Origin of the sequence: Chryseobacterium sp. SIMBA_029, assembly GCF_046535275.1 — a bacterium.
GTDB lineage: Bacteria > Bacteroidota > Bacteroidia > Flavobacteriales > Weeksellaceae > Chryseobacterium.
In genome coordinates, this window is sequence record NZ_JAWRXA010000011.1 from 60,920 (window position 1) to 72,858 (window position 11,939).

At 38.0% G+C, this 11,939-nt stretch carries 9 protein-coding genes; all 9 read right to left on the minus strand.

Going from position 1 to position 11,939, the window contains the following annotated elements:
* Positions 1 to 43: 43 nt before the first annotated feature.
* A complete protein-coding gene (locus tag SB679_RS18945) occupies positions 44 to 1,018 on the minus strand; it encodes a S41 family peptidase (protein WP_410703873.1) in 975 nt (324 codons plus the stop codon).
* 67 nt (positions 1,019 to 1,085) lie between these two features.
* Positions 1,086 to 2,831, minus strand: a complete 1,746-nt coding sequence (locus SB679_RS18950) for an ATP-binding protein (protein WP_410703874.1) — start codon at positions 2,829 to 2,831, stop codon at positions 1,086 to 1,088.
* Between the two features lie 5 nt (positions 2,832 to 2,836).
* Positions 2,837 to 3,946, minus strand: coding sequence for a sensor protein KdpD (locus SB679_RS18955; RefSeq protein WP_410703875.1), 1,110 nt, complete (start codon positions 3,944 to 3,946; stop codon positions 2,837 to 2,839).
* A gap of 471 nt (positions 3,947 to 4,417) precedes the next feature.
* Positions 4,418 to 5,503 (minus strand): porin, encoded by a 1,086-nt coding sequence (locus SB679_RS18960; protein ID WP_410703876.1) that lies wholly within the window; start codon positions 5,501 to 5,503, stop codon positions 4,418 to 4,420.
* A gap of 12 nt (positions 5,504 to 5,515) precedes the next feature.
* The gene (gene kdpC, locus SB679_RS18965; RefSeq protein ID WP_410703878.1) at positions 5,516 to 6,073 is read right to left on the minus strand and encodes a potassium-transporting ATPase subunit KdpC; all 558 of its coding nucleotides are present in this window, start codon (positions 6,071 to 6,073) and stop codon (positions 5,516 to 5,518) included.
* Between the two features lie 10 nt (positions 6,074 to 6,083).
* The gene (gene kdpB, locus SB679_RS18970; RefSeq protein ID WP_410703880.1) at positions 6,084 to 8,123 is read right to left on the minus strand and encodes a potassium-transporting ATPase subunit KdpB; all 2,040 of its coding nucleotides are present in this window, start codon (positions 8,121 to 8,123) and stop codon (positions 6,084 to 6,086) included.
* A gap of 95 nt (positions 8,124 to 8,218) precedes the next feature.
* Positions 8,219 to 9,913: a potassium-transporting ATPase subunit KdpA gene (gene kdpA, locus SB679_RS18975; protein WP_410703881.1), complete on the minus strand. Its 1,695-nt coding sequence runs from the start codon at positions 9,911 to 9,913 to the stop codon at positions 8,219 to 8,221.
* 6 nt (positions 9,914 to 9,919) lie between these two features.
* On the minus strand, positions 9,920 to 9,997 hold the full coding sequence (locus SB679_RS18980) for a potassium-transporting ATPase subunit F (protein ID WP_077415921.1): 78 nt from the start codon (positions 9,995 to 9,997) through the stop codon (positions 9,920 to 9,922).
* 358 nt (positions 9,998 to 10,355) lie between these two features.
* Entirely contained in the window at positions 10,356 to 11,681 is a 1,326-nt protein-coding gene (locus tag SB679_RS18985; protein WP_410703882.1) for a sigma-54-dependent transcriptional regulator, read from the minus strand.
* Positions 11,682 to 11,939 lie beyond the last annotated feature (258 nt).

The following is an 11,939-nucleotide window of genomic DNA, read 5'->3' on the forward strand; positions in this document are numbered from 1 at the left end:
GAAATCAGCTTAATTTTACCGCTGAAATACTATAAATAATTTTTTACAGTTTCTGCATTTCCTTTATTTTACTGATATAATCGGTTAACTGATCACTTTTAATTTCAATATCCGCAGGGATTCCTTTTCCCACTTCCTTGTAGAGAAATTTGGTACGGTCGATTAATGTTCCAGTGGTAAGTACCAGAAAAGCATTATCCGGCAGCCTGAAATCAGAATTGTCAGACGTTAATCCTGTCGTATTGCACCCAACAATTTTAACGTTTTTCTGTCCTCTGAAACTTGCCACCACAAACTCTCCGGAACTTGCTGTTACCTTGTTGGTTAAAATATAGATTGGTTTGTTTTTATTTTTAATGACAATATCCGGAACGGGGATCGCATCTATTTTCCGTTTTCCGAAATAGATTCCATCTTTTTTGCTGTTAAAAAAGCTTATATCTCCTGCACTATCGCTGGAGCCAGAGGTATTATCACGATCTAAAAAAGGCCGGATTGCTTTTAGCATGGGCGAAAACATTCCTCCTTCATTATTTCTAAGATCGATAATCCACAATTTGGGATTACTTTGATCCAGTTTTTTTACTTTATCATAAAATGTCTGTACATATTCATTCCAGTCATCCTGGTTAAGATTTCCGATGGGAGGTACCGTTATGTATGCCATTGTATGATCAATCAGGCTGTCTTTTGGATAAGGAAACGGAGCTCCTACCTCTTTAAATCTTTTCAAATAATCCACAATAACTTCAGGCTCGTACAGTTTGGAATGATGATCTCCTAAGTTCCCAAGAATATCCCTGATGATGGGATAAGTTTCCCTTACCGTCTTTTTTTCGCTGGCCTGCTTCAGATATTTTTTTCGTATTGCCGTCCAGTCGATTGTTTTTTTATTCACGGAATTTTGCTCCATCAGCTGAATGGCTTTTTCAACATAGGAAACAGGCGTTTCCTGTGAAAGAAGTCTGCCTGTAAAAAGAAATACACTGAATATTATAGTTATTAGAATTCTTTTCATAAAGTCATTATTTTTAAAGAATCTAAAAGTAGTTATTATATTCGGAAGTTAAATTTATTAATTCAAATCACTTAAGAAACACCTTTTTTTCATTATTTTCAACTAAAGGCAGTATAAAATAAAAAGTACTTCCTTGATTTAAGGAACTCTCAACCCCAATTTCTCCGTGCTGCTTTTCAATAAAGTTTTTTGAAATCGCCAGCCCAAGTCCTGTCCCGTTCTGGTGCTCCCCGGGAACCTGAAAATAACGATCGAAGATCTGACGGTGGTATTTTTCATCAATTCCGCTTCCTGTGTCTGAAATACTGAATTTCACAAATGAATCCTTTTTTTCAACTACAATCCTGATTTTTTCATCCTGAAAAGAATGTTTGACAGCGTTGCTCAGGAAATTATTCATCACCCAGACTGTTTTGTCAAAATCAGCTGCTATATAATCCCCATCTTCCAATTGATAATCTGCCTGGATAGAAATATTCTTCTGTTCTGCTAATTTTTCCACATTTTTTATCGCAGTCTGCACGATGTCTTTGGGAGAGCACCTTTCAATATTGAGACGGATATTTCCTGTTTCAACCTGTGAAAGGTTCAGCAATTCTCCCGTAATATCTAACAATCGCTGTCCATCTTCATTAATACTTTTCAGCAATTCTTTCTGCTGATCGTTCAGTGCTCCGAATTTTTGATTTCCTAGTAACTGGACACCCATTTTTATAGCAGAAATCGGAGTTTTCAGTTCATGGGAAATGGTGGCAATAAAATTAGTTTTTGCAAAATCCAGCTCTTTAAAAGGAGTGATATTCCGTAAAAGAATTACTTTTCCAATATATTTTTTTTCCTTCTCACCCGTTTTTGTGATGTTGATGGGAACAATTTCCTGTTCAAAATAATTCTCTTTGTTATCGCTTACAATTTTAATCGGTTCTTTTACCGGATGATCAATGTTTTTAAGCAGTTCTCTTACCAAATCATTATTAACAGCCACTTCATGAGCGGTTTTCCCAATGATTTCTTCCTTCCGGAGATTGGTGATCTTCAAGGCTTCATCGTTGATCATGTAGATAAAATGATTTTCATCAAGGCCAATCACAGCATCATGCATGTTGTTGACCAGTGTTTCGATCCTTTTTTTATCCATCAGCTGGGTAGAAAGAGTGCTGCTTTCGTATTCCTGAAGTTTTTCTGCCATCACATTGAAAGAAGAAGCAAGATCATTAAATTCCTCACTGCCTTTGAAATGAACCCTTTGATTATAATTCTTATCTGCAATTTGTTTAATACTGAATGTCAACTGATTGATTGGTTCAGCAATCGTCTGCGGCAAATTGAACAGCAAAATAAAAGCTATTAAAAAACAGACCGTTCCTAAGCTTACAATCCAAAATGTGGCATTTTCCGCAGTAATGATCGCAATATCACTTTTTCTTTCAATCCCCTTCATATTCAGTGACATGATTCTTACGAGATCTTCACGAATCAGTTTTTCTTTTTCATGTGTAGGCTCCTGAATATAGCTGTTAAAATGCAGGGTTAAATTCTGAGTGACCTCTTTTTCACCAAATTCCGTGAGATTTTTTTCCTGAAGCACATTATTTTTTCTAAAATCTGCGATCGCAACCGTACTGTCTGTTTCTATTTTATCTAAGGCAAGCAGCATATTTTTAGAAAACTCCAAACTGTTGTAGTTGGCGGTAAGAATCTTCTCTGTATCTGATTTCAGTTTATTGATATAGACAGAGCCTATTACTGAAAGCAACACAATCAGGAAAAATAAGAGGCCTACGCCTAAGGTGAGTTTTGTTTTAAGTTTCATCACTTTTAAGATAAAATAATAATATCAATCTGTCTTTCGTTCAACCGGTTCATTAAGGTATAAATCCAGCTGTACCCGGAAATCCGCTGCCAGAATTTGGAATGTGGTTTTCCTATACAGACCGTTGTTATATTATGCTCAACGACATAGTCCAGAATTCCTTTGTGGACGCTGTTTTCTTTGATCCGCACGACTTTCGCTCCCAATTCCTGTGCTAAATTAAAATTATTAATCAAATACCGCTGTTTATCAAGCGCTATTTTTTCAGGATTCTCGGAAGACCTCTGAATGTACAGCACCGTCCACGGACTGTTATAATAGCTTGCCAGACGGGCAGTTTTACGGATGATATTTTTTGCTATTTTCTCATTGCTGCTGATGCAGGCCAGGAATTTTACAGGTTTAAAATTTTCGGTTTTAATCTCTGTTTCTACCTTTTTTTCAACATGAGTTGCCACTTCTTTTAAAGCCAGCTCACGGAGCTGCAGAATATGTCCGCTCTGGAAAAAATTTGCCAATGCGGTCTGGATTTTTTCTTTTTTATAAATTTTCCCCTCTTTCAGCCTGGTTAGAAGCTCATCAGCTGTTAAATCTATATTTACCACCTCATCAGCAAGAGCCAGGATTTTATCTGGTACGCGTTCTGTAACTTCAATCCCAGTGATTTTTTTTACTTCTTCATTCAGACTTTCAATATGCTGAATATTCATAGCACTGATGACATTGATTCCATTATCCAGAATTTCCAGCACATCCTGCCATCTTTTTTTGTTTTTTGAGCCTTCCACATTGGTATGGGCAAGCTCATCCACCAAAACGACTTCCGGATGTTCATTGATAATGCTCTGAACATCCATTTCTTCAAGGTTTTTCCCTTTATAAAAAACGGATCTTCTGGCAATCTCAGGAAGTCCGTCCACTAATACCACTGTTTCTTCCCTTCCGTGGGTTTCGATATAGCCTATCTTTACATCAATGCCGTTTCGCAGCAAAGCATGAGCTTCCTGAAGCATACGGAACGTTTTTCCGACACCGGCACTCATCCCGATATAGATTTTAAATTTTCCTTTCCGGGATTTCTGGATCAGTTCTAAAAAATGCTTTGCTGACGACATTGGTTTTATTCTTTTTAATTGTATTTTACCCTGAAACATTTCAGATTTTTAAAACTTTGAAGGTTAAGTTTATTTCTGCAACCACAGATTTCTCAGATTTACACAGATGATTATGTTATACTTGCCTACATCTCGTGTAGCCTGCTGTCATGATGGATAAAAATCTTTAATTTTTAAATACTTATTTGATCTTTAATGAACTTCTATTCACAGATCTATTCAACTTATGGGTTAAAAAATTTGTGACCTTTTGATTTACAATTCTGCAACCACAGATTTATCAGATTTACACAGATGATTATGTTATATTCGCCTATATATCGTGTAGTCTGCTGTCATGATGAATAAAAATCTTTTATTTTTAAAAACTTATTTAATCTTTAATGAACTTCTATTCACAGATGTATTCAACTTATGTGTTAAAAACTTTGTGCCTTTTGTGGTTTATAAATATACTTTTTAAATGATATTCTAAAACCACGCAGCCAGGCTGGTCGTTATAAAAAAGTTTCCCTGCTTCGGTTGATCATTTTTCACGAAAATGGCATCCTTAGAAGTAAATCCTCTCGCCTCTGTACGGAATACCACATTTTTCATTACAGCATAATCAACATTGAAAGAATACCCAAAAGTCTGGAACCCATTCGGGGTTTTTGTATTGATGATCACACCGTTTTTATCATCGTAATATTCCAGTCTTCCTGCTAAAGCCCATCGGCTGTCTACTTGATATTTCATCAAAACATTCGGGCTGTACCAGATATTATACTGGTTGCTGCCTTTTAATTTCTGTTCCGCTCCAATATCGAAACCTACAATGGTGGAAAATCGATCCGTCAGTTGAAAAGTCCCGTATAAATCATGGAAATACCGCATTCTCTTTTCGTCTTTTGTTTTATCATTCCCTATAAAAGAACTGCTATTCAGGGTAATTTTGTCATTCGGTTTATAGGTTAGCTGATGTCCGAAAGACATACTCTGATTTCCTTCAGTTTTGGCGATCCGCTGCCATCCGTTCAGGAGGAGTCCACTCACAAACCATTTTCCATTATCTGAAGTGTAGGAAATTTTAGCACCTGTTTCAAAATAAGGAGAATTTTCTGCTGCGAAACTTCTGGTAAGATTATAATTATCTTTTCCAATGGCACTTTCCCAGCCGATATGAGAAGGCATGATCCCCGCATCAATCCATAGATTTTTAGTTTTGGAGATCTTAATTCCTATATTCGCCTCATTTACATTTTGTAATCCATTTTGTTCCGCAGACATATTATCCTGGGCATACGCTCCGGCCATTAGAGCAAAATTCGCCCGGAGGTTTTCATCTTGGTAGGCTGCTTTTACCAAACCAAGGTTTAGATTCACTTCATTATGTCTGTTATAAGAGTATAAAAAATTTTGACGGAGATGATTACCCGGCTCATCAAAATCATAGGTGTAAAAAAGCTCTGCATACGCAGAAAAAGTAAATTTATGATTTGTTTTTAATGAATCTGAAGACTGAGCTTTTGGAAAAAAAATCCCCAACATGATCCCAACAATGATGTATTTTTTCATAATAAATTTCGGTTATTTTAACTGGTCCAGCGCTATGTTCAATTGTAATACATTCACTTTGGCAGGGCCAAAAAGTCCTATAAGAGGCTTTGAAGTATGGTTTGCAATAAGTTGTTCTACTTTTTCTTCCGAAAAGTTTCTCTCTTTTGCAATTCTTTTTGCCTGATACAAAGCCCCTGCCTCAGAAATATCCGGATCTAAGCCGCTTCCGCTTGCGGTGACCAATTCTACGGGAACTTCGGTACCGCTCATTTCCGGATGCTGCATTTTCAAGGTATCCATTCTCTTTTGTACGAGGTCTAGGTATTCTTTATTGCTGGGTCCTTTGTTGCTTCCTCCGCTTCCTGCAGCATTATAACCCACATTAGATGGTCTGCCGTGGAAATATTTCGAAGATGTAAATTCCTGGCCGATATTGGCATAAAATTTCTGCCCGTTATGCGTAATGATTTCAGCATTTCCCTGGGTTGGTAATACTTTTGATCCGGCATAAACAATGAACAGATAAACGCCTACAACAGCCAGCATAACAAGGGTCAGCCTGAATGCTGATACAATATAATTTTTCATTTTTTAAATTTTAAAAGAATAAACTGATGAATAAATCGATGAGTTTTATTCCAATGAAAGGAACAATAACACCTCCTAAACCATAGATCAACAGGTTTCTTCTCAACAGTGCACTTGCACCAATTGGCTTGTAAGCAACCCCTTTTAGCGCCAGTGGAATCAGGAAAGGAATAATAATCGCATTAAAAATAATAGCTGATAAGATGGCCGATTCCGGACTGTGAAGATTCATGATATTCAGTTTCTGAAGAGCAGGAACAAACGTGATAAAAAGTGCCGGAATAATGGCGAAATATTTGGCAACATCATTCGCAATACTGAATGTAGTAAGCGTTCCGCGGGTCATCAGCAATTGTTTTCCAATCTCAACGATTTCAATAAGCTTCGTAGGATCATTATCCAGATCCACCATGTTTCCTGCTTCTTTGGCAGCCTGCGTTCCGCTGTTCATCGCTACGCCTACATCGGCCTGTGCAAGAGCCGGGGCATCATTGGTCCCATCACCCATCATCGCCACAAGCTTTCCTTCCTGCTGTTCTTTCTTGATGTAATTCATTTTATCTTCGGGTTTGGCTTCCGCAATAAAATCATCTACTCCTGCTTTTTCAGCGATAAATTTGGCAGTTAAAGGGTTGTCACCCGTTACCATTACGGTTTTAACACCCATTTTTCTCAATCTTTGGAAACGCTCCTGGATTCCTGTTTTTATGATATCCTGAAGTTCAATAACACCCCATACTTTCTCATTCACAGAAACCACCAACGGAGTTCCTCCATTTTGGGATATCTGGGTTACAGCCTCCTGAGTTTCCGGCGGGAAAATATTTCCGGCTTTCTCCGTTAATTTTTTAATGGTGTCATAAGCTCCTTTTCTGATCCTTGTGTCTTCAAAATCGATTCCTGACGTTCTGGTTTCAGCTGAAAAATCAATGTATACAGGATTGGGAACAAGCAGATCTTCTGATTTAAGCTGACGGAGTTCTATAATGGATTTTCCTTCCGGAGTTTCATCCGCAACTGAACTTAGTGCAGAAGCTCTAATGAAATCATCCATTTTGATATTTTCCGAAGGGTGGAACTGTGTTGCTTTACGGTTTCCGATCGTAATTGTTCCGGTTTTATCCAAAAGCAATACATCAATATCTCCGGCAGTTTCAACGGCTTTCCCGCTTTTAGTGATGACATTGGCTCTCAATGCTCTGTCCATTCCCGCAATTCCGATTGCAGAAAGCAAACCTCCAATCGTTGTCGGGATCAAACAAACGAAAAGTGATATAAACGACGCAATAGTGATGGGGGTCTGCGCATAATCTGCAAAAGGTTTTAAGGTAACGGTAACGATCACAAACGTAAGGGTAAACCCTGCCAATAGTATCGTTAAAGCAATCTCATTCGGTGTTTTCTGTCTTGAAGCTCCTTCTACAAGGGCAATCATTTTATCCAGAAAAGATTCTCCGGGTTTTGTAGTTACTTTTACTTTTATTCTGTCGGAAAGCACTTTGGTACCGCCGGTTACAGAACTTTTATCCCCACCCGACTCTCTGATGACAGGAGCACTTTCTCCGGTAATGGCAGATTCATCAATGGTTGCCAGTCCTTCAATGATCTCTCCGTCCATCGGGATCTGATCTCCGGTTTCACAAAGGAAGATATCACCCAGTTTCATTTCGGCAGACATTTTTAATGTGGTTTCTACCTGAAATCCCGGTTTATTATCCACCACTAATTTGGCAGGAGTTTCTTCCCTCGTTTTTCTCAGAGTATCTGCCTGCGCTTTTCCTCTTGCTTCTGCAATAGCTTCTGCAAAATTGGCAAACAAAACCGTGAAAAATAAAATGATAAATACTAAAAAGTTATAGGCAAAGCTTCCCTGCGACGTATCACCGGACAGACTGAAAAGACTTACTATTAACATCACCACAGTTCCTACTTCTACCAGAAACATGACGGGATTTTTAAACATAATTTTCGGATTCAGCTTTACAAAAGACTGTTTGACAGCTTCGTTGACCAAATCTCTTTGAAATAATGTCTGTGACTGATTTTTCATTTTTTGAATGAGTTTAATTTTTAATTTTTTAAACTTGGAAGGAATCCGTGAATAGCTTCACTTCTTCCTCTACTGGTTTAAGCAATTTTTATGAGTTATTTAGAAAAATATTGAAGCTGTTCTGCAATCGGACCTAAGGTAAGCGCCGGGAAGAAAGAGAGGGCCGCAATGAGGAGAATAACAGCCAGTGTCATAAATCCAAAAGTTGCCGTATCCGTTTTCAGCGTTCCTGAGCTCTCAGGAATATATTTTTTCTGGGCCAGTAAACCTGCAATAGCAACAGGACCGATAATCGGGATGAATCTTGACAATAAAAGGACAATTCCTGTAGAGATATTCCACCACGGGGTATTATCACCTAATCCTTCGAAACCGGAACCGTTGTTGGCTGAAGAAGATGTAAATTCATACAGCATTTCACTGAATCCGTGGAATCCCGGATTGTTTAAGGTTTTAGCTCCCAATTCAGGCATATAAGCCGTTAAAGCTGTTCCTACAAGAATTAAAAAAGGATGGAATAAAGCAACAATCATGGCTATTTTCATCTCTTTGGCTTCGATCTTTTTGCCTAAAAACTCCGGCGTCCTTCCGACCATCAGCCCGCTGATAAAAACTGCCAGAATAATGAAGATGAAGTAGTTCAGGATTCCTACTCCACAGCCGCCGTAAAAGCAGTTGATCATCATCGCAAGAAGCTGGTTCATCCCGGACAGAGGCATTGTACTGTCATGCATCGCATTGACCGAACCTGTAGAGATGACAGTGGTTGCAATACTCCAATATCCTGAGGCAGCGCTTCCAAACCGTATTTCCTTACCTTCCATGGCGCCCAGATGATTGTCCGCTCCCATCTGTGTAATCAAGGGGTTTCCATTGGACTCATTTATGATATTGGGAACTGCAAGGGCAAGGAAACCAATCGTCATTACGGTAAATATAGTCCAGGAAAGTTTTCTTTTTTTCAGATAAAATCCTAACGCAAAAACCATAGCAAACGGAATGATCATTTGGGTAACCATTTCGGTCATATTAGTCATATAGTTTGGATTTTCAAGCGGATGGGCAGAGTTGGCTCCGAAAAATCCACCGCCGTTGGTTCCTAAATGTTTAATCGCAACGAATGCTGCGACAGGACCTCTGGAAACATCAGATTTATGGCCTTCCAGTGTCGTGATGTGATCTTTTCCTTCAAAAGTCATTGGAGTACCATTCGCAGAAAGGATAAAAGCGACCACAATACTGATCGGAACCAGGATTCTGATCATAGATTTAGTAAAAAAGTCATAAAAATTCCCCAGTTCGGTGGTTGTTTTATCTTTAAATGCTTTGAAAAGCACAGCCATAGCAGCCATTCCCGTTGCAGCAGTTACAAACTGCAGAAACATTAAGTAGAGCTGGCTTAAATAACTTACTCCCGTCTCTCCGGAATAATGCTGGAGATTACAGTTGACTAAAAATGATATGGCGGTATTAAAAGCAAGGTCTGGTGACATATCAGGGTTTCCATCAGGATTTAAAGGAAGCCAGGACTGCTTTAACAGGATAAAGAATCCGATAACAAACCAGACCAGATTGATCGTCAGCATCGCAGACATATTCTGTTTCCAGGTCATCTGACGGTTGGGATTGATTCCTGAAATTTTGTAAATAATATTTTCAACAGGCTGAAAAACCGCATCTAAGAAGGTCTTTTTATACCCGTACACATTAGCGATATATTTACCTAAAAATAAACCGATTACTAATGTGATGACGAACATCGCTATGATGCCTAAAATTTCTGTATTCATGAGGGTTTAAAATTTTTCAGGTTTTATTAAAACATAACAGATATACACAAAGGCAAGGATGGAAAGGAAAAATAAACTCCACATAATTTATATTGTATCAAAAAATTCAACAGATTTATATAAAAGCCAAAACATCACTGCTACAAGCAGGATTAAACATATAAGCATCATATCTTTACAATTAAGGTTAATAGGGTAAACAGGACATACGATACGATCAGCAGGCTGAATCCTGCATGCTTCCGTTTTTTGAATGCATTTCTTGAAGTTGTCATTTTAAAATATTTTATTTAAACTCTATATGCCAAAAGAAAGTCCATTTTGTTAAAAACAAATTCAACTAGCTATTAATAAACAACTTATGACATTATCATGATGGATATAAAAACAGAAAAGCCTATCAAAATGATAGGCTCGTTATTAAAATGATAAGATGTACTTATTATCTTAGTTCATATTCTTCCAGTTTGCGGTACAGCGTGGCAATGCCGATCTCCAGCAGTCTTGCGGCTTCTGCTTTGTTGCCTTTCGTATATTGCAATACTTTTTGAATGTGCTCTTTTTCCAAAGATTTGATGCTTAAAGAATCTTTTTCACCTGTTGCTTTTTCAGAATAGACAGGCAGGCTTTTAGCATCTAATGTATTATTATCTATTAAAATGAGGCTTCTTTCTATGGTATTTCTCAACTCCCGGATGTTGCCTTTCCAGTTGTTTTTTTCTAATATTTTATAATACTCCGGACTTACCTCAACAGAGATTAAATGAAGCTTTTGGGAAAAAATATCAATAAAGTTTTTAGCCAGCATTTTCAGATCTTCTTTTCTTTCTCTAAGCGGCGGAAGGTTAATCTCAAAAACATTGAGTCTGAAGTAAAGATCTTCCCTGAAATGACCCTGCTGGATTTCTTCTTCCAGGTTTCTGTTGGTGGCAGCAATTAATCTGAAATCGGATTTTGAAACCTTCGTCTCCCCCATTTTCATGAATTCTTTGGTCTCTAACACACGGAGAAGCTTTGCCTGCAGCTCAATCGGCATCTCTCCGATCTCATCTAAAAATAGGGTTCCGCCATCGGCTTCTTCTACCAATCCTTTTTTATCCTTCACGGCTCCGGTAAAAGATCCCTGCTTATGTCCAAAAAGTTCACTTTCCAGAATTTCCTTGCTGAATGCGGAACAGTTGATGGCAACGAAATGATGTTTCCGTCTTTCACTTCCTTCATGAAGCGCATTGGCAAACACTTCCTTTCCGGTTCCTGTTTCACCTGTCAGAAGAACTGTAGCATCTGTCAGCGCTACTTTTTCGGCCAGTTTTTTAGCCTGAAGAATGGCTGGAGAGTTTCCGATAATCTGGCTGAAACCTTTCTGAGTACTGCCTTTTTGAATATTCTTTGATTTATTATCTTTTGCTTTTTCCAGCGCTTTGTATACGAGAGGAATGATCTTTTCGTTATCATCACCTTTGACCAGATAATCATAAGCCCCGTTTTTCATAGCCTGAACAGCATCGGTAATATTCCCGAAAGCAGTCATCAATATAATTTCCTGCAAAGGATATTTGGTTTTGATAGCCTTCACCAGATCAACTCCAAAAGCATCGGGAAGACGGACATCGCTTAACACAACATCAAAATCATACTGCTCCAGCATCGTCATGGCTGAGCGGGCTGTAGAAGCTTCTTTTACGTTAAAATTTTCTTGGGAAAGAATCATTCCTAATAGTTTCAGGAGCTTGATCTCATCATCGATGATCAGAATGTTTCCGGACATGGTATATTTTTTTGGAAAACCTGATGCAAACTTATATCATTTTACGTCTGCAACAAAATGATTATCCCCTTATTTTTTATGTCCTTTTACCCTGAAGCAAAGAGTACTAATGTTTTTTAAGTTTAAATGATTACATATAAGTTAAGTTCATATAAATTAAAAAATCAAAGATTTATTCATCGTGAGAACAAAATATGTTAATGAGCACTGCATATAGTCCTTTAACATAATCATCTGTGTAAATCTGAGAAATCTGTG

Excerpts from the sequence above, each read along its gene's own strand:
- SB679_RS18960 (WP_410703876.1), bottom strand. The coding sequence starts at position 5,503 with ATGAAAAAATACATCATTGTTGGGATCATGTTGGGGATTTTTTTTCCA.
- kdpA (WP_410703881.1), bottom strand. The coding sequence starts at position 9,913 with ATGAATACAGAAATTTTAGGCATCATAGCGATGTTCGTCATCACATTA.
- SB679_RS18955 (WP_410703875.1), bottom strand. The coding sequence starts at position 3,946 with ATGTCGTCAGCAAAGCATTTTTTAGAACTGATCCAGAAATCCCGGAAA.
- kdpB (WP_410703880.1), bottom strand. The coding sequence starts at position 8,123 with ATGAAAAATCAGTCACAGACATTATTTCAAAGAGATTTGGTCAACGAA.
- SB679_RS18945 (WP_410703873.1), bottom strand. The coding sequence starts at position 1,018 with ATGAAAAGAATTCTAATAACTATAATATTCAGTGTATTTCTTTTTACA.
- SB679_RS18950 (WP_410703874.1), bottom strand. The coding sequence starts at position 2,831 with ATGAAACTTAAAACAAAACTCACCTTAGGCGTAGGCCTCTTATTTTTC.
- kdpC (WP_410703878.1), bottom strand. The coding sequence starts at position 6,073 with ATGAAAAATTATATTGTATCAGCATTCAGGCTGACCCTTGTTATGCTG.
- SB679_RS18980 (WP_077415921.1), bottom strand. The coding sequence starts at position 9,997 with ATGTGGAGTTTATTTTTCCTTTCCATCCTTGCCTTTGTGTATATCTGT.
- SB679_RS18985 (WP_410703882.1), bottom strand. The coding sequence starts at position 11,681 with ATGTCCGGAAACATTCTGATCATCGATGATGAGATCAAGCTCCTGAAA.